We start from the raw sequence: 17,249 nt of genomic DNA on the forward strand, positions 1-17,249 counted from the left end.
CGCCGGCAAGCACGTCTTGCTTGCCGATTTGCGCGAAGAGAATGCGGGTGCTGCAGCCAAGGTTCTCAGCGACGCAGGATTCAAGGTGAGCACGGCGAAGGTCGATGTCTCGTCCCGCGAATCTGTTCATGCGCTGGTCAAGAACGCCACCGTGCTCGGCGACGTCACGGGCCTCATCCACGCCGCCGGCGTCTCGCCCTCGCAGGCGTCTCCGGCAACCATCCTCGCGGTCGATCTCTACGGCACCGCGGTGGTGTTGGAGTCGTTCGGCAAGGTCATCGCCCGGGGCGGCGCCGGCGTGGTGATCGCCTCGCAGTCCGGGCATCGTCTCGGCGCCCTGACCGCGGAGCAGAACGAGGCCCTGGCGACGACACCGGCCGACGCATTGCTGGCCCTGCCGTTTCTCCAGCCGGCCGCGGTGAAGGATCCGCTGCACGCCTACCAGCTGTCGAAGCGGGGCAATTCGCTGCGGGTCATGGCTGAAGCCGTGCGATGGGGCAAGCGCGGCGCGCGGATCAATACAATCAGTCCCGGTATCATCATCACCCCGCTCGCGAATGATGAATTGACCGGTCCCCGGGGCGAGGGCTATCGGCGCATGATCGAGCTCTGCCCGGCCGGACGCGCCGGCACGCCGGACGAGGTCGGCAACGTCGGGGCCTTGCTCATGGGCGCGGACGGCGCGTTCATCACCGGCAGCGACTTCCTCATGGATGGTGGCGTGACGGCCTCCTACTGGTATGGCGAGCTCGCGCCGAAGACCGCCAAGCCCTCGGCGAAATAGACAGGTTGGATCGATGCGTATCGGTGTCATTGGTGCGGGTTGGCTCGGCGGCACGGTCGGCCGGCAATGGGTCAAGGCGGGTCACGAGGTGCTGTTCTCGTCCCGGCATCCCGAGCGCCTGAAGAACGAACTGAAGGATCTCGGTTCCGGTGCCTCCGTCGGTACTGCCGCCGCGGCGGCCGGCTTTGGATCCGTGGTCCTGATCGCAACGCCCTATGAGGCGCTGGCCGCGATCGGGCGGGACCATCACCAGGCCTTGCAGGGCAAGATCGTGCTCGACGCCGCCAATCCCTGGCCATCGGAGCCGTCTGCCCGGGATGCGGAGAAAGCGGGCGTCGGCCTGTTCTCGTCGGGGCTCCTGCCCGGCACGCGGCTGGTGCGCGCCTTCAGCGCCGTCGATGCGACGGCGGTCGAGGCATCGGCGGAAGGGCGCGGCGAGCGGCTGGCGGTGCCGGTGGCCGGAGACGACAGGGCCGCCGTCGATACCGCGGTCCAGCTGGTTCGGGACGCCGGATGCGAGCCGCTGATCGTCGGCGATCTCGCCGCGGCCCGGAGCTTCCAGCGTCACGGACCGGGATTCCGCGCCAACACGAACCTCGAGAAATTGCGCCGCCTGCTGGGACTGGCCGACCCCGCCTGACGTTGACTCACGCCAAATCAAGCGACGCTTCACGAGAGCGCCCAGGAGCTGTGACACCGATGCAAGTGCTTTCGAAGCGGGACCTTTCCAAGGTCTGTACCGCGGTCGATGCGTGCCGGTCGGTTTCCGATACCGTGCCCGTCGCAACCGGCGACGCTGCCGCGATCGTTCATCCGATTCCGGAACAGCGTCGTGAAGAGCAGAAGCCGGTCTGGTGGGTGCTTGGCATCCTTAGTCTGCTGATGGGATTCGCCTCGATCTCCACCGACCTCTATCTCCCCGCCATGCCCGCGATGGGACTCGCGCTCCAGGCGAGCACCGGCCTGGTGGAATGGACCGTCTCCGGATACCTGATCGGCTTCAGCCTCGGACAACTTTTTTGGGGGCCGGTCAGCGACCGCTACGGACGGCGCGCGCCGGTCGCCGTCGGGGTCGCCCTGTTCGTGATCGGGTCGGCCGGCTGCGCCCTCGCCGGGAGCGCCGCGACCATGATCGCCTGGCGCATCGTGCAGGCGATCGGGGCCTCGGCCGGCGTCGTCCTCTCGCGGGCTATGGTGCGCGATCTCTATTCGGGCCGCCGGGCCGCACAGATGCTCTCGACGCTGATCACCGTCATGGCGATTGCACCGCTGCTCGGTCCGCTCGCGGGCGGCCAGATCCTGGTGCTCGCAGGCTGGCGCGCCATTTTCTGGGTATTAGTGGTGCTCGGCCTGATCACCATCGCCGCGATCTTTACGTTGCCCGAAACGCATCCGGCAGAGCGGCGCAACGGTGTGCCCTTGGCCCGGGCCTTCCTGCAGTATGGCGAATTGCTGCGCCACCGCCGGCTGCTCGGCTATGCCGGGGCCGGCGCGTTCTTCTATGGCGGCGTGTTCGCCTATATCGCCGGCACGCCCTTCGCGTTCATCGCGTATCACCATGTGCCGGCGCAGCTTTACGGCTTGCTCTTCGCGGCGGGCATAGCCGGGATCATGGCGACGAACACGCTCAATTCCCGCCTGGTGCTTCGCTTCGGCGGCGACCGCTTGCTCGCCGCCGGCACGATCATGGGCGCCGCCTCGGGCATCCTCGTCGCGACGGCGGCCTGGAGCGGTTGGGGCGGTTTGTGGGGGCTCGCCGTCCCGCTGTTCATTTTCGTCGCGGCCAGCGGGTTGATCGTGGCCAACTCGATCTCCGGCGCGCTCTCGCATTTCCCCGGTCGTTCGGGCGCCGTGTCCGCACTGGTCGGGGCGCTGCAGTACGGGAGCGGGATTATCGGTTCAGGGCTCGTCGGCGCCTTCACGGATGGCACGCCCTGGGCGATGGGTTGGGTGATCGCTCTTGCCGGCATCGGCAGCGTGCTGAGTGCTGGGCTGATACGCGCGGAACACCGTCGGCAGGACCACTAGCGGGAATGGGGGCACGGCGAAATCCCCTTGGGGAACACCAGTTCGTATCGCGGGGCATGCTGAGCAATGGGCGAGCCTCATTTCGCCAGGGATAAGCCGGCACCCTGCGAGCGGATCAGCACAGAAATTCAACAACAAATCGCCCTCGATCCGCCGATCGTAGCGATGAACTCCCAGTTATCGGTTTCGTCACCGCTGGGACGCCACATCGCACGTTCGGGGCAGTGGATACTCCGAAGCCTCAGCCCGACGCGGCGCCGGTAGACTTCGATCTCATGCCTGGATATCGACGAGCTGTCCGGTGGACTGCGCGGCGTTCTTGGCGGGTCTGGTCGGCGTGCCGGTGAGGCCGCCGCCGGACTGGATGAAGCGCTTCGGATTGGTCGGGTCGGTGGCGGCATCGATGCCATAGGGCCCCGATTTCGGATGCGCCGGGTCGATATGCCTCTTCGCATTATCGACGTCGGTGCAGTTGCGACAGACGAAGCCGTTCACCAGAACCGGTTGCGGGTAGTTGGCGCTGATGGTTGCCATGTTCCATGCCCCTGGTCTCTCGGGGTGGTACGCACCGGCAAGGGCCAAGGTTACAGCCTCCGACCAGAAACCAGTTCGCCAGCCTTGGCGCAGCCTGCAAGGGTCGGACGTGTTGGTCTAGCCAACAATAAGCAGCAAATTCGCCGCGCATTTGCGGCGGCGCGGATTAACGAAATGATCGGAATTGGGGGCTATACCGCAGCGAGGCGGGCAGTATCCGGCCGGTCTGGAAGGCCTCCGAACGTCGGCCGTCGGCCGCCGGGCCGGCCGCCGCCGTACGATGCTCATCTCGAAGCGCAGGGAATCTTGGCAGCTCAGCCGAAGTCGACGAAGCCCCGCATCGGCCTCGGTCTGCGACTCCGTGCTTGGTGGAACGGCGTCGAACCCGAGGACCTGATCGTTGCGGGGCCGCGGGCAATGAAGTCGCGGGTGCAAAAGAAGGCGCCGCGCGCCGAAACGTCGCTGGTCGCTCCCCTGGCGGAATGGGAGAACGGCCGCATCCGGGTGATGCAGGTGATCTGGGGTGCCGACCATGGCATGCCCGGCGGCGCGGACCATGTCTCGGCGCTGGTGAAACCGTTCGGCCTTGATCCCGGCAAGAACGTGATGGTGTTCGGTGCCAATCTTGGCGGCGCCGTGCGCACGATCGCTGCCGAATGCGAGGCCCGGACGACGGGATATGAAATCGAAGGCGACCTCGCCCATGCCGGCAAGCAGCTCTCCGCCATGGCCGGGCTCGACCGCAAGACGGAGATGCAGCTCTACGTCCCCGACGATTTCGATCTACCTCCCAACAGCTATGACGGCATCTTGTCGGCGGAAGCGCTTTATCGCTATCGGAACAAATACGAGCTTCTGGCCAAGCTGCAGAAATCCCTGAGGCCCAAGGGACAGCTGTGCATCACGGATTTCGTCCTCGCACCGGGGGTGAAGCCGAACGACCCGCGCCTGAAGCCTTTCAGCGGGGAGGAGCTGGAATTCTGGCAAGCCGAGCAATATGAACGGCGCTTCCGCGAGCTCAGCCTCGACGTGCAGGCGACCGAGGATATCGGTGACAGCTATCGGCAGATGATCCTGCGGGGCTGGGCCGAGCTGGCGCAAGGAGATCCGGCCAAATTGGCGACGGCGCGGGCCTTCTCTTCCGAACTCGAGGCGGAGCTGGCCTATTGGGCGGACCGGCTCAAGGCGCTGGAAACCGGCGCGCTCCAGTTGCTGCGCTTCCATACCATCAAGAAATCGGAAACGAGACTGATGTCGGACTGGTAGCGCCGGCAAGAGCCCAGTGAGTCCATCGGATCACCCGGAAACCCCCACGACGATCTTCCCCTCCGTCGACTGCAACTGCACGGCCTGGTGTGCCTCATCGGCATTGGCGAAGCTGAATTCCCGGGGATCGAGCCGCGGCTTCACCTCGCCGGTCTCGATGAGCCGCGCCGCCTCGGCCATGATCTCGCCGTGATGCTCGCGCCCCTCGCCGGTCAGCAGCGGCAGCAGGGTGAAGACGCCGGAATAGGTGCCGGCGCGGAACGACAGCGGGGCGAGCGCGTGCGTGCCCCAGCCGAGCGCGCTCACCACATGGCCGAAGTGCTTTACTGCGGCAAACGAGGCGTCGAGTGTCGCGCCGCCAACGGTATCGACCACGAGATCAAAGCCCGCGCCCGCCGTGTGGGCCGCGACGTACTGCTCGACGTTTTGCGCGCCATAGTCGATGGGTGTCGCGCCCAGTTGCTCGACGACGCCCATGTTGCGCGCGCTGGCCGTCGCGAACACCTTCCCTCCGAGCGCACGCGCAATTTGCACAGCCACGTGGCCCACGCCGCCCGCACCGCCCTGAACGAGCACAGTCTGTCCCGGCTGTAGATGCGCGCGATCGACGATGCCCGACCACGACGTGATGAACGCGAGCGGCAGGGCGGCCGCCTCGCGCATCGAGAGATTCGCGGGCTTGCGCGCAAGCAGATCGGCATCGACGGCCGCATATTCGGCGAGCGTGCCCTGGATGCCGCCTACCCCGCCCGTCATGCCATACACCTCATCGCCGGGCGCAAATCGCGTGACCCCCGCGCCGACCGACTCCACCACGCCCGCCATGTCGATACCCAGCACGAGCGGAACCGGATGCTTTGCGTGCGCGGCCTTGCCAGCGCGAATCTTCACATCCAGCGGATTGAGGCCCGCCGCGTGAATGCGCACGAGCACCTGTCCCGCCTGCGGTTGCGGACGATCGAGCGTGGCGAGTTCGAGTGGGCCGTCGTAGTGGTTGAGGATGAGCGCTTTCATGGCTGGTGTGTCCGTTGATTTTCGTTTCGTTTCATTAAAGGGAGGTGTTGCGCAATCGGCTCAGCCCTTGCGGTCCAGTTGTGAGGCGGCGTCGCGCAACGCTGTGCGCAGCCCTTCCTCTACCACGGGGTGATAGAACGGCATCGCCAGCATGTCGTCCACGCTCAACCCCATCTGCAAGCTCCACGCGAGCAGGTGGCCGATGTGCTCGGCGGCCGGCCCGAGCCATTCCGCGCCCACGAAGCGGCGCGTCGCGCGATCGACGTACACGTGGCCGAGACCGTGGTTCTTGAGCATCACGCGGCTGCGGCCCTGGTCCTCGAAGCTGACCGCGCCCGTCACGAAAGTGCCTTGCGTCAGTTCGCGGTGGTGCTTGCCGATCATGGCGATCTGCGGATCGCCGAACACGATGGCAAGCGGTGCACGGCGGGCGACGGGCTCCACGTGAGGAAAGCGCGCCGCGTTGCGACCCGCCGCGCGTCCTTCGTCCGCTGCTTCGTGCAGCACAGGGAACACGCCGTTCGCGTCGCCAGCCATGAACACGGGCGCCGTGCCGGCTTGCAGCGTATCGGCGGCGAAGCGCGGCACGCCGTGCGCGTCCAGTTCGAGCGAGGTGTTCGCGAGACCGAGGTTCGCCACGTCGGGACGGCGGCCCGCCGCCGCGAGAACGTAATCAAACGTTGATTCGGAGTGCGTGCCATCGGCGCGTGCGTAGCGCAGCGTCACGCCTTCGTCGGTGCGCGTTGCGGATACGACGCGCCCTTGCGTTTCGAAATGCAGTTCCTCGCCGAAAAGCCGGTGCGCTTCATCAATGAGCTTCGGGTCCGTGAGCGGCCCGACGCTGCCATGCGAGCCGCCGTAGAGCGTCACGCGCACGCCGAGCCGCGCGAGCGCCTGGCCCAACTCGAGGCCGATCACGCCCGAACCGACCACGGCCACGCTGCGCGGCAGGTCCTGCCAGGCGAACACGTCGTCGTTGACGATGAGTCGCTCGCCGAGCCCGCTGAGCGCATCGGGCACGACAGGCGTCGAGCCTGTTGCGATCACGACGCTCTTCGCGTGCAGTCGCGTGTGCTCGCCGACCTGCAGCAGGCCGTCGTCGATGAAGCGCGCATGACCGACTAGCCGGTCGGCCTCGGGCAATGCGTGCACGCCGTCCACCACGAACCCGACGAAGCGGTCCCGCTCGCTGCGCACGCGCGCCATCACGGCCTTGCCGTCGATCTCCATGCCGTGCGGCAGCACGCCGAAACGTGGCGCGAGGCTCACGGCATGCGCGGCTTCGGCTGCGGCGATCAGGAGCTTGGACGGCATGCAGCCCACCCGCGCGCACGTCGTTCCGTAAGCGCCGCCTTCGATGATGATGGCGCTCGCGCCTTCCGCCTTCGCGGCGCGATAGGCCGACAGGCCGGCCGTACCGGCCCCGATGATCGCGACGTCCGTTCGCAGGGTTTGCATGGCGTTTCCTTTCCGGGGTTCGTGCTTTCGTTTGCAGGACACACTTTAGGTGGTCCAGGCACGGCGGTGAATGTCGGGGCGACTCAAGTTCATGCCCGAACGTCTCACCGGCGATGCGAATCCGTGGCCGAGGCAGGGCGCTTGTCGAGGCCGGGTCGCCGGGCGCTGCGGGAAAGTCAGGCCGGCATCTGCTGCGCGAGCCAGTCGATCAGCGCGCGCACTTTGGGCGGAAGAAAACGGTTGGGCGGATACAGCATCCAGACGGGGCCGCTATAGGCGCGCGGCTCGAGCGACCACTCGGGCAGCACGCGCACGAGCAGGCCCTCGCGCAGCGCTTCCGCCGCGGCGAATTCGGGCAGGCTCGCAATGCCCCAGCCGTTCAGGGCCGCATCGCGCCTTGCGCCCACGTCGTTGGCGATATAGCGGCCCCGCACCTCGACGATGTGCGTCTGCGCGCCGCGACGCAAAGCCCAGCGGTTGTCGTCGGGCGTCTCGCCCAGATAGAGGCAGTCGTGCCGCGCAAGATCCTTCGGGTGCTTCGGCGTGCCGCGCGCGCGTAGATACGCGGGTGAAGCGCAGGGCATCCATTGCAGCGTGCCGAGACGCCGCGCCGCGAGTCCCGGCGGCGGCGTGGGTGTGGGGCGGATCACGATATCGACGTTGTCTCGCACCGGGTCGACGTCACGGTCGGTGAAGATGAGCTGCACCGCCACTTCCTCGTAGGCCCTCAGGAAGCCGGAAATCAGCGGATGGATGACGCTCTGCGCGAAGGAAATGGGCGCGCTGATGCTAACCCGGCCATGCGGCCGCCCGGTCAGGCGGCTGGCGGCATCCGCCGCGCTCGCGGCGGCTTCGACCATATCGGCGCAGTGCCGGTAGACTTCCGCGCCCGATTCGGTGAGCCGCAGGCTGCGCGTGGAGCGTTCGACGAGGCGCGTGCCGAGCGCGCGTTCTAGCCGCTGCATCTGGCGGCTCACCGTCGAGGGCGTGCTGCCGAGCTGGCGCGCCGCCACCGAGAAGTTGCCGGCTTCGACCACGCGGGCGAAGGTGGCCAGATCGGGCAGCAGAGGCAGGAGGTCGGCAGGGTTCATGGCTGGCGAGGTGAAATCATCTGTGCATTTGGAGCATGAATGATGTTCCAAGCAGGTGGATTATCGCTTCATGGGCATTATCGGACAATGGGCTCGACCGCTGACTCCTCGACCCTCCTTTCGCCCCATGAATGCCCTGAACCGTACTTCCCGCACCGTGGATTTGCTGCTCGTTGCCGTCGCCCTCATCTGGGGCACGAGCTACGGCGTGGTCAAGGGTGCGCTGCTCACTTACCCGGTGCTGGGTCTGCTCGCCTTGCGCTTCGGCCTCACGTTCGTGCTGCTCTCGCCGGCGCTGAGCGGGCTGCGTCAGGTGCGATGGCGCGAGCGCTTCGGTGTGGTCGGCGCGGGTGTGCTGCTGCTCGGGATCTTTCTGGCCGAGACGTTTGGCGTGTCGCTCACGAACGCTTCGAATGCGGCGTTTCTCATCAGCCTGTGCGTGGTGCTCACGCCGCTCGTGGAGTGGGCGTGGCTCAAGCGCGCGCCGCGGCGTGTCGAATGGGCGGCGGCCGGTTTGTCACTGTTCGGGGCGTTCCTGCTCACCGGCGGCCATTTCGCGGCGAGCCCCGGCGACCTGCTCGTCATGCTGGCCGCGCTGCTACGCGCGTTGACGAGCTGCGCGGCGAAGCGCGTGATGAAGGCGGGCGCCGTGCCGCCGCTCACGATGACGGCGGTGCAGGCCGCCGTCGTTTCGGCTGGCTGCGCCGCGCTCGCGCTCACCGTCGCGCCCGCGCAGTGGCAACCGCTGCCTCACTGGCAGGGGCACGGCATGTTCTGGGGCACCGTGATCTACCTCGTCGTGGGCTGCACGCTGTTCGCGTTCTTCGTGCAGAACCATGCCGTGAACCGCAGCAGCCCGACACGCGTGGCGCTGCTCATGGGGAGCGAACCCATGTTCGGCGCACTGTTCGCGTGCGTGTGGCTTGGCGAGAGGCTTTCGCTGCCCGCGTGGATTGGCGGCATGCTGATCGTCGCGGCTTCGCTGCTTGCGCTCAAGCGGGCGCCGCAGGTTGCCGTGCAGGAGACGGTGCAAGCGTAGGGCGGCCTACACATCCGCAAAGCTGATATGCAATTGCGAATTAACTGGTAGGGGATTGCGACCCGGGCTGTTCCAATTGGCAGCTGGACCTGTTCGACGCCACAGCCGTGCTTGCCGGGACAAACCGGTGCCGCGTACCGTGCGGGCGAGCGAACAGGCGACGTAACCGGCTTGCCCTGGAATGCCATGTCGACCCCAGCTTACTCTGCCGATGCCGCGCCTTTGCCGCGGCTTCCCGACGCCACCCGCGTGAGGCGCATTGCCGACGACGCCCAAGCCCTCGCCGCCGCGCGCGCACTCGCCGATGCCTTCGCGCCGGGCGCGGCCAGACGCGACCGCGAACGCGTGCTGCCGTGGGACGAACTCGATCAATGGTCCGAGAGCGGACTAGGCGCGATCACGGTGCCGCGCGAATACGGCGGCGCGGACGTTTCGCATGCGACGCTCGCCGAAGTCTTCTCGATCCTCTGCGCCGCCGATCCGGCCCTTGGGCAAATTCCACAGAATCATTTCGGTGTGCTGGGCGTGTTGCGCGAAACCGGCAGCGCCCAGCAGAAGGCACGCTTCTATGGCGAAGTGCTGGCGGGCCGCCGGCTCGGCAATGCTGGGCCGGAACGGCGCTCGGCGGCATCCGCCACCATCCTGCAAGGCACGACGCGGCTCACTTCGACGCCGAACGGCTTGCGCCTCAGCGGCCAACGCTTCTACTCGACCGGCGCGCTGTTCGCACACCGTGTGCCGGCCCGAGCAATCGATGACGCCGGGCGCGCGGTACAGGTCTGGGTGCCCCGTACCGCGCCGGGCCTCACGGTGATCGACAACTGGAGTTCATTCGGACAACGAACGACGGCGAGCGGCACGGTGATCTTCGAGAACGTGGTGGTGAATCCCGACGACGTGCTGCCGATCTGGCGACTTGCGGATCGCCCCGGGCTCACGGGCCCAACTTCGCAGCTGATCCAGGCCGCGATCGATCTGGGCATCGGCGAGGCGGCGGTGGCGGACACCATTGCGTTCGTGCGCGCGCATGCCCGGCCGTGGATCGACTCGGGTGTCGAGCGCGCAGCGGACGATCCCTATGTCATCGCCGATATCGGCCGCTTGCAGATCGATCTTCACGCGGTGCAGGAGGTGCTGCGTCATGCGGGCCAAACGCTCGATGAGATCGCGGCTCGGCCCGTCGATGCTCAGGCCAGCGCGCGCGCCTCGGTTGCCGTGGCCGAAGCGAAGGTGCTGACCACGCGCTTTGCTCTCGAAGCGAGCGAGAAGCTGTTCGAGCTCGCCGGCTCCGCCTCCACGCGCGGCGCCCACAATCTCGACCGCCACTGGCGCAATGCGCGCACGCATACGCTGCATGATCCGCTGCGCTGGAAGCTGCATCTGCTTGGGAACTATCACCTGAATCAGGCGCTGCCCGCGCGCCATGCCTGGAATTGAGCACCATGAGCACCGAATTCACCTTCACCGCAACGCAGGCTGAAGCGCAAGCAGAAACCCAAACGGCCGGCGCGCAACGTCGTGCCGCGCCTGTATCCGCGCCCACCCGTCTCGCCGACGACGAGGCCACGCTCGCCGCCGCACAGCGGCTCGCCGCGGCGTTCGCGCCCGAAGCGGCGCTGCGCGACCGCGAGCGCCGCCTGCCTTGGGACGAGCTCGATGCGTTCGTCGCGAGCGGTCTGTGGGCGATCACCGTGCCGCGCGAATATGGCGGCCCGGGCGTGAGCAACGGCACGCTCGCCGAAGTCACCGCGACCATTGCCGCTGCAGACGGCTCGCTTGGCCAGATTCCGCAGAATCACTTCTACGCGCTGGAAGTGCTGCGCGTGGGCGGCAGTGCGGAGCAGCAGCGCTTCTTCTATGGCCGCGTGCTCGCGGGCGAGCGTTTCGGCAATGCGCTCGCCGAGATCGGCCAGAAGGACTTCAAACGCCGCACGCGGCTCACTCGCGACGCACGCGGCTCGCGCATCGACGGCCGCAAGTTCTATTGCACGGGCGCGCTCTACGCACACTGGATACCCACGCTCGTGGTCGCCGAAGAAGCGGGCCAGGATGTGACCTACCTCGCATTCGTGCCGCGCGACACGCCCGGCGTCACGATCACGGATGACTGGGACGGCTTCGGCCAGCGCGTGACGGGCAGCGGTTCCGTGCAGTTCGAGGGCGTGCGCGTGGAGCCCGAATGGATCGTGCCGTTCCAGCGCTCGTTCGAGCGCGCCACGACAATCGGGCCGCTCGCGCAGATCCTTCACGCGGCGATCGACCTCGGGCAGGCGCGCGGCGCGTTCGCAGCCGCGTTGCAGTTCGTGCGCGAGCGCTCGCGGCCCTGGATCGACGCGAAGGTCGAGCGCGCGGCCGACGATCCGCTCACCGTCTTCCACTTCGGCGATCTCGCGGCGCGCCTCACCGCGGCCGAAGCGCTCGTGCGCCGCGCGGGCCGCTTCGTCGATGCCGCCCAGGCCGCTCCCGACGAGCGCTCCGTAGCCGAAGCCTCGATTGCGGTGGCCGAAGCTCGGGCATTGACCACCACGATTTCGCTCGACGCAGGCTCGCGCCTGTTCGAGCTGGCGGGCACGGCGGCGACGCTCGACGGGCTCGGTCTCGACCGCTTCTGGCGCAACGCGCGCACCCACACGCTGCACGACCCCGTGCGCTGGAAATACCACGCGGTGGGCAACTTCTACCTCAACGACAAACTGCCGCCGCGGCATGGAGCTTTGTGATGGCGAATACGAACAAGCCGATCCTGCTCAACGCGTTCAACATGAATTGCGTGGGCCACATCAATCACGGGCTGTGGACGCATCCGCGCGACCGCTCCACCGATTACCGGCAACTCGCATACTGGACGAATCTCGCGCGCACGCTGGAACGCGGGCTTTTCGACGGACTGTTTCTTGCCGACATCGTGGGCGTCTACGACGTCTACCAGAACAGCGTGGACGTGACGCTGCGCGAGTCGATCCAGTTCCCGGTGAACGACCCTACGCTGCTCGTACCGGCAATGGCGGCCGTCACCGAGCATCTGGGCTTCGGCGTGACGGTGAATCTGACTTACGAGCAGCCTTATCTGCTCGCGCGGCGTTTCTCCACGCTCGATCACCTCACGCAAGGCCGCATAGGCTGGAACATCGTGACGGGCTATCTGGACAGCGCGGCGCGCGCGATGGGGCTGGAACAGCAACTGCCGCACGATGAACGCTATGAGCGCGCAGACGAATACCTGGAAGTCCTCTACAAACTTTGGGAGGGAAGCTGGGAAGCCGGCGCCGTGCATCGCGACAAGGCCGCGCGCGTGTTCGCGGACCCCGCGAAAGTGCATCGCGTCGAGCATTCGGGCCGCTACTACCGCGTGGACGGCTATCACCTCGCGGAACCTTCGCCGCAACGCACGCCAGTGCTATTCCAGGCGGGCAGTTCTGGGCGCGGCCAGCGCTTTGCCGCGCGCCATGCCGAATGCGTATTCATTTCGCCGCCCAATCGCGCCGCGGCGCGCGAGACGGTGCGCGCATTGCGCGAGCAACTGGTGCTCGCGGGTCGCCGGCCCGACGACGTGAAGGTGTTCGTGGGCGCGGCCGTGGTGCCGGGCGCGACGGAGCGCGAAGCGCGAGAGAAGTATGCGGACTACCGACAGTACGCGAGCCGCGAGGCGGGTCTCGCGCATTTTGCTTCGAGCACGGGTATCGACTACGCGCAGTACGACCTCGATGAACCCGTCGACTACGCGCCGGGCAACGCGATCGAGTCGGCCACGCGCACGGCGAAGCAGCACGGCTGGACGCGCCGCAAGCTACTCGAGATGTTCGAGCTTGGCGGGCGTTATCCGGCGATCGTCGGCAGCGCGTCGCAGATTGCCGACGAGTTGCAGGCATGGATCGACGAGGCTGACGTGGACGGCTTCAACCTGAGCCGTACTGTCGTGCCTGAGAGCTACGAGGACTTCGTCGACATCGTGGTGCCGGAACTGCAGGCGCGCGGCCGATACAAGACCGCGTACGCCCCTGGCACCCTGCGGCAGAAGCTCTTTGGCGCCGAGTCCACGCTGCCCGAGCGGCACGTGGGAGCCGGGTTCCGGCGCGTGACGGAGGCGGCATGAGTGCAGGCGGCTCCCTCTCATGAGGTGGGCCGCCGGTCTTCGCATTGCACGCCCCATGAAAAATCGCCGGTGATTCGTCATCCGAATCACCGGCGATCGGTTTTGATCTTCTGCCGCTGGCGTGCTTACTGCTGCGGCGCGTCCTTCCACGCGGGCAGCGTGGCACCGTGATAAACGGCGAGAATCTCCGAGGCCACATTAGGTTGCTGGTAGCTTTCCACGAGCGCATGCACCCACGGCGCGTTGGCGTCCTTCTCGTTGACGGCAATGAAGTTGCGATACGGATTGCCGCTCACCTTCTCCTGCGCGATACGGTCCTGCGGAATCTTGATGCCAGCCTTGACCGCCCAGTCCGTGTTGATGACGGCGGCGTCCACGTCGTCGATCGAGCGGCCGACAATGCCGGCGTCGAGCTCCTTGATATGGAGGTTCTTCGGGTTCTTCGCGATATCGCGCGCAGTGGGCAGGAGGCCCACATCGGGGCGCAGCGTGATGAGCCCTTGCGCCTGGAGCAGCAGCAGCGAGCGGCCTTCGTTGCTCGGATCGTTCGGCACGGCGATGGTGCCACCCTGCGGGAGATCCGCCACCGACTTCACCTTGTGCGAGTAAAGCCCGATCGGCTGAACGTAGGTGTAGCCCACGGGCACGATGCGATAGCCGCGCGCCTTGATCTGCGCGTCGAGATAGGGCTTGTGCTGGAACGAATTGGCGTCGAGGTCGTGACTCGAGAGCGCTTCGTTCGGCTGCGTGTATTCGGAGAACGTCGTCACCTTGACCGAGAGTCCGTGTTTCGCGGCGTTCGCGGCGACCACGCGCCAAACGTCCTCGTCCTCGCCCGACATGATGCCGATCCGCACGGTCTGGTCCGCCGCCCGCGCGAGCGGCGCGGCCCCGAGACTCACGCCCAGTGCGAGCGAAGCCAGCATCGTTCCCAGCAATGTTCTTTTGTTCATAGGATCCGTCATTCGATGAGTTGAAGATGTGGCGATCCTAGAGAGCGAGCTGCGAGCGTACAACCAATTTCGGGAGAATTGCTTATATAAAAGCGTCGCTTTGGTGCAGGTAAAGTTGTCGTATCGACTGCGAAGGCCTTTCCGGCGAGCGCGAAGTGCCTTTCGCGCCATAAGCATAGAGGAATAAGTCATTTCCGCTTCGACGCTCAGCATTCCATACTGAATCGCGAAGCGCCCGCGGCGGGATGTGTTGCGGGCGCGGACGCGGCGACAAAACCGGCGACGCATCGAATGCCACAAACGGGGTTTGAACAGGGGAAAACAAGACATGAGCAATACGACTCTTGCGGCAGAAGGCGGCCAGCACGCCGACGGGCAGGCGGTCACGGCGCAGCGCAGGCCGTTCGGCACGGAGGACTGGTGGGCGGTTGCGATCGCGCTTTTCACCATCGCGCTCGCCTGGGCGCTTTTTGCTTCGGGCGGCAGCATCAAGAGCCTCGCCGTCGCGCCCGCGCGCTGGAACGACTTCGGCGCGCTCGGCACAGACCTCGCCGCGCATGCGGTGGGTTATCTGGCGCTCTTTGTCGCGTTCGCGGTCGTGTTCACCGTGGCGATTGCCGCGCTCGGCTTGCCGGTTGCGCAATTCCTCGGAGGATTCCTCGTCCTCTTCGTGGTCTCCGCGCTCATCTTCATCGCGGGCGCGTGGGCGCAGGCCAGCCGCTTCAATCTCGAGCCGCCGCTGCTCGCGCTGGCGCTGGGGTTGATCGTCTCGAACGTTTTCAAATCGCCAGCCTGGCTCAGACCGGCATTGCGCGTGGAGTTCTATATCAAGGTCGGCATCGTGCTGCTCGGCGCGACGTTGCCGCTCACGTTGATTGCATGGGCCGGTCCCGTTGCCGTGGGGCAGGCGGGCATCGTCTCGCTCGTGACGTTCTTCGTCATTTACGGCGTGGCGCGCGCGCTGAAGATCGAGCAGCGCTTCGCGGCGGTGCTGGGTGTGGGCGGCGCGGTGTGCGGCGTGTCGGCTGCCATCGCCATTGCCGGCGCGGTGCGTGCGCGGCGCGAGCAAGCCTCGGTGGCGATCACGCTGGTGGTGGTGTGGGCGATCGTGATGGTGTTCGCGCTGCCCGCGCTCTCACGTGCGTTCGGCTTGCCGACCGGCATTGCCGGCGCATGGATCGGCACCTCCGAATTCGCCGATGCGGCGGGGATCGCTGCAGCCCAGGCCTATGGCGATCTCGCGCGTCATGCCTCCGGCGCGGTGGCAGGGGCGCCCGAGGCGGCGCTGCAGGCGTTCGTGCTGATGAAGGTGGTGGGCCGCGATATCTGGATCGGCATCTGGGCCTTCGTGCTGGCCATCGTGGCCACCACGCGGTGGGATCGCGAATCGGGCGACAACGTGCAGACCACGACGCGCGCCCGCGAAATCTGGACGCGCTTTCCCAAGTTCGTGATTGGCTTCGTGATTGCTTCGGCGTTCGTCACGTGGGTCGCCTCGCATTACACGCTCGCCGATTACCGTAGCGTCGTGACGCCGGCTTTCATTGCGCCTATCGTCGCGTTGCGCACGTGGGCGTTCACGTTCTGCTTCCTGAGCATTGGCCTCACCACGCGCTTTTCCGCGCTTTCGGCTACCGGTGCGAGGCCCTTCGTGGCCTTTACCGCGGGCGTGGCGGTGAACGTGGTGATCGGCTATCTGCTTTCGGCGCATGTGTTCGCGCCTTACTGGCTGGCGCTTGGCAAATGAGCACGAATTCCCCAGCGGTGCACGCGTGTGCGCACGCGGAAAACTGCGCGCGCTGCGAGCATTGGGCCGCAGACCCTGCCGTGCTCGAAGCGCGCATCGCGGGGCTGGCTTCTTTCGGGTCGGCGTATGGCGCAAGTGTCGGCGCTAGCCGGCTGTGCCTGCTGCACGATCGCCTGACGCTGCCCGAGGACCGCTGTGCGGCTTTCGTTTTGCGGGCCGCCTGACGCGTTCGCTCGCGCTTCGTGCGACCAATGTTCAACGCAGCTCGGGATAACCGAGTTGCGCGGCGGTGTTGGCCATGTCCTCTATTTCCGCGTACGCATCGCCCGCGAGCCTCGCAAAGCCGCGCAGGCGTAGCGTTCGCGACCGCTCGGGCGCCGCAGCATGCGCTTCGTCGAGCGCATCGCTCAGCGCCTCGGCTTGATGGTCGCTCAGGGCACGCGAAGCGATCAGCGGAAGACCCGGCGCGGATGCCGTCATGCCGATCGTGCGGACGCCGCGAAGCGGCGCGAAACCCGCGTCGCGCAGTAACGCGAGCGTGACACAGTCGATGGCGCCAACGTCGGCAGCGCCGCTCGAAAGGGCCTGCAACGTGGCGGCGTGCGAGCCCGTCCAAAGTACCGAGGAGAAGAAGCGGCCATCACGTGCATGAGGCGCAACGGCGTGGCGCAATGCGTTCATGCCGCTATGCGAATCCACGCTGTTGCACGCCGCGCGCAGGCCGCGGCATGCGGCCAGTGTCGTTGCGCCATGCTCCCACGCCGAAGTCGAGACGACGAGCGTGCTGCGATAGCGCGGCCCTTCGCAACCTGGCGCGTCGAACAGTGGTGTTGTGATCAACTGGACTTCGTCGGCGAGACCGAGCATCCGGTACGGGTAACCGCAAGTCTGCGAGAGCAGCAGATCTTCGCGACGCCAGTGCGGCAACAATTCGCCGTCCGGCGCGTCGGCGATCGACACGTCGACAGGACCAACCGCGCGCGAATACGCCACGAGGCAGTCGCTCAGCAGCGAGCGCCACAACACGGCGTGTTGTGGCGTCACGTTATACATCGGCAGGGAGACGGTCCAGCGGCTCATGCGCGCATTCTACGCCGGCAATTCCCGCTTGCCTCGCGCAAGTCGAGATAAGCAAATGGCAATTCGTTGCTTTGTGAAGCGCCGTGCGTTGGTTAAGGTGGATGGCCTGAGACGCTTCGCTCTCCGTATCGAGGGCGGCTTCCGTTGCAGCCGGAATCAGCG

General features: G+C 66.6%; 16 protein-coding genes. 10 read left to right on the top strand and 6 right to left on the bottom strand.

Going from position 1 to position 17,249, the window contains the following annotated elements; translation table 11 throughout:
* The 3 genes from VMJ11_RS06110 to VMJ11_RS06120 all read left to right on the top strand — a co-directional run.
* A partial coding sequence (locus VMJ11_RS06110) for an SDR family oxidoreductase (RefSeq protein ID WP_325617975.1) occupies positions 1-784 on the top strand: 784 nt, incomplete at its 5' end.
* A 13-nt stretch (positions 785-797) separates the two neighbouring features.
* Entirely contained in the window at positions 798-1,424 is a 627-nt protein-coding gene (locus VMJ11_RS06115; protein WP_325617977.1) for an NADPH-dependent F420 reductase, read from the top strand.
* A 218-nt stretch (positions 1,425-1,642) separates the two neighbouring features.
* On the top strand, positions 1,643-2,812 hold the full coding sequence (locus VMJ11_RS06120; RefSeq protein ID WP_325618074.1) for a multidrug effflux MFS transporter: 1,170 nt from the start codon (positions 1,643-1,645) through the stop codon (positions 2,810-2,812).
* A gap of 273 nt (positions 2,813-3,085) precedes the next feature.
* Here VMJ11_RS06120 and VMJ11_RS06125 read toward each other — a convergent pair whose 3' ends face one another.
* Positions 3,086-3,346, bottom strand: coding sequence for a hypothetical protein (locus VMJ11_RS06125; RefSeq protein ID WP_325617979.1), 261 nt, complete (start codon positions 3,344-3,346; stop codon positions 3,086-3,088).
* A gap of 306 nt (positions 3,347-3,652) precedes the next feature.
* On the opposite strand from VMJ11_RS06125, the gene VMJ11_RS06130 reads away from it, so the two are divergent.
* Positions 3,653-4,612 (top strand): methyltransferase, encoded by a 960-nt coding sequence (locus tag VMJ11_RS06130; protein ID WP_325617981.1) that lies wholly within the window; start codon positions 3,653-3,655, stop codon positions 4,610-4,612.
* Between the two features lie 30 nt (positions 4,613-4,642).
* On the opposite strand, the gene VMJ11_RS06135 is transcribed toward VMJ11_RS06130, so the two are convergent.
* From VMJ11_RS06135 to VMJ11_RS06145, 3 genes are all read right to left on the bottom strand, one after another.
* Positions 4,643-5,626, bottom strand: coding sequence for a zinc-dependent alcohol dehydrogenase family protein (locus VMJ11_RS06135; protein ID WP_325617984.1), 984 nt, complete (start codon positions 5,624-5,626; stop codon positions 4,643-4,645).
* 60 nt (positions 5,627-5,686) lie between these two features.
* Positions 5,687-7,084: a dihydrolipoyl dehydrogenase gene (locus tag VMJ11_RS06140; RefSeq protein ID WP_325617986.1), complete on the bottom strand. Its 1,398-nt coding sequence runs from the start codon at positions 7,082-7,084 to the stop codon at positions 5,687-5,689.
* A 176-nt stretch (positions 7,085-7,260) separates the two neighbouring features.
* Positions 7,261-8,175 carry a LysR family transcriptional regulator gene (locus tag VMJ11_RS06145; RefSeq protein ID WP_325617988.1) on the bottom strand — a complete coding sequence of 305 codons (915 nt, stop codon included), beginning with the start codon at positions 8,173-8,175 and terminating at the stop codon, positions 7,261-7,263.
* Between the two features lie 127 nt (positions 8,176-8,302).
* Between VMJ11_RS06145 and VMJ11_RS06150 the strand changes: the two genes are divergently transcribed.
* From VMJ11_RS06150 to VMJ11_RS06165, 4 genes are all read left to right on the top strand, one after another.
* A complete protein-coding gene (locus VMJ11_RS06150) occupies positions 8,303-9,214 on the top strand; it encodes a DMT family transporter (protein WP_325617989.1) in 912 nt (303 codons plus the stop codon).
* Between the two features lie 186 nt (positions 9,215-9,400).
* Positions 9,401-10,651: an SfnB family sulfur acquisition oxidoreductase gene (locus tag VMJ11_RS06155; protein ID WP_325617991.1), complete on the top strand. Its 1,251-nt coding sequence runs from the start codon at positions 9,401-9,403 to the stop codon at positions 10,649-10,651.
* 5 nt (positions 10,652-10,656) lie between these two features.
* Entirely contained in the window at positions 10,657-11,934 is a 1,278-nt protein-coding gene (locus VMJ11_RS06160) for an SfnB family sulfur acquisition oxidoreductase (RefSeq protein WP_325617993.1), read from the top strand.
* Positions 11,934-13,307, top strand: coding sequence for an LLM class flavin-dependent oxidoreductase (locus VMJ11_RS06165; protein WP_325617995.1), 1,374 nt, complete (start codon positions 11,934-11,936; stop codon positions 13,305-13,307). Before VMJ11_RS06160 ends, VMJ11_RS06165 begins: the two co-directional genes overlap by 1 nt.
* A 125-nt stretch (positions 13,308-13,432) precedes the next feature.
* On the opposite strand, the gene VMJ11_RS06170 is transcribed toward VMJ11_RS06165, so the two are convergent.
* Entirely contained in the window at positions 13,433-14,233 is an 801-nt protein-coding gene (locus VMJ11_RS06170) for a MetQ/NlpA family lipoprotein (RefSeq protein WP_325618076.1), read from the bottom strand.
* Between the two features lie 355 nt (positions 14,234-14,588).
* Between VMJ11_RS06170 and VMJ11_RS06175 the strand changes: the two genes are divergently transcribed.
* Complete coding sequence (locus VMJ11_RS06175) at positions 14,589-16,007, top strand: YeiH family protein (RefSeq protein WP_325617997.1); 1,419 nt, start codon at positions 14,589-14,591, stop codon at positions 16,005-16,007.
* Complete coding sequence (locus VMJ11_RS06180) at positions 16,004-16,231, top strand: hypothetical protein (RefSeq protein ID WP_325617999.1); 228 nt, start codon at positions 16,004-16,006, stop codon at positions 16,229-16,231. Before VMJ11_RS06175 ends, VMJ11_RS06180 begins: the two co-directional genes overlap by 4 nt.
* A gap of 31 nt (positions 16,232-16,262) precedes the next feature.
* On the opposite strand, the gene VMJ11_RS06185 is transcribed toward VMJ11_RS06180, so the two are convergent.
* Positions 16,263-17,087: a phosphate/phosphite/phosphonate ABC transporter substrate-binding protein gene (locus VMJ11_RS06185; RefSeq protein WP_325618001.1), complete on the bottom strand. Its 825-nt coding sequence runs from the start codon at positions 17,085-17,087 to the stop codon at positions 16,263-16,265.
* Positions 17,088-17,249 lie beyond the last annotated feature (162 nt).

Source organism: Paraburkholderia sp., assembly GCF_035501035.1.
Taxonomy (GTDB): Bacteria; Pseudomonadota; Gammaproteobacteria; order Burkholderiales; family Burkholderiaceae; genus Paraburkholderia.

What these genes read in the sequence shown, in the direction of transcription:
- VMJ11_RS06160 (WP_325617993.1), top strand. Translation starts at nt 10,657, where the DNA reads ATGAGCACCGAATTCACCTTCACCGCAACGCAGGCTGAAGCGCAAGCA.
- VMJ11_RS06170 (WP_325618076.1), bottom strand. Translation starts at nt 14,233, where the DNA reads ATGCTGGCTTCGCTCGCACTGGGCGTGAGTCTCGGGGCCGCGCCGCTC.
- VMJ11_RS06135 (WP_325617984.1), bottom strand. Translation starts at nt 5,626, where the DNA reads ATGAAAGCGCTCATCCTCAACCACTACGACGGCCCACTCGAACTCGCC.
- VMJ11_RS06165 (WP_325617995.1), top strand. Translation starts at nt 11,934, where the DNA reads ATGGCGAATACGAACAAGCCGATCCTGCTCAACGCGTTCAACATGAAT.
- VMJ11_RS06125 (WP_325617979.1), bottom strand. Translation starts at nt 3,346, where the DNA reads ATGGCAACCATCAGCGCCAACTACCCGCAACCGGTTCTGGTGAACGGC.
- VMJ11_RS06150 (WP_325617989.1), top strand. Translation starts at nt 8,303, where the DNA reads ATGAATGCCCTGAACCGTACTTCCCGCACCGTGGATTTGCTGCTCGTT.
- VMJ11_RS06185 (WP_325618001.1), bottom strand. Translation starts at nt 17,087, where the DNA reads ATGAGCCGCTGGACCGTCTCCCTGCCGATGTATAACGTGACGCCACAA.
- VMJ11_RS06115 (WP_325617977.1), top strand. Translation starts at nt 798, where the DNA reads ATGCGTATCGGTGTCATTGGTGCGGGTTGGCTCGGCGGCACGGTCGGC.
- VMJ11_RS06140 (WP_325617986.1), bottom strand. Translation starts at nt 7,084, where the DNA reads ATGCAAACCCTGCGAACGGACGTCGCGATCATCGGGGCCGGTACGGCC.
- VMJ11_RS06145 (WP_325617988.1), bottom strand. Translation starts at nt 8,175, where the DNA reads ATGAACCCTGCCGACCTCCTGCCTCTGCTGCCCGATCTGGCCACCTTC.
- VMJ11_RS06155 (WP_325617991.1), top strand. Translation starts at nt 9,401, where the DNA reads ATGTCGACCCCAGCTTACTCTGCCGATGCCGCGCCTTTGCCGCGGCTT.
- VMJ11_RS06175 (WP_325617997.1), top strand. Translation starts at nt 14,589, where the DNA reads ATGAGCAATACGACTCTTGCGGCAGAAGGCGGCCAGCACGCCGACGGG.
- VMJ11_RS06180 (WP_325617999.1), top strand. Translation starts at nt 16,004, where the DNA reads ATGAGCACGAATTCCCCAGCGGTGCACGCGTGTGCGCACGCGGAAAAC.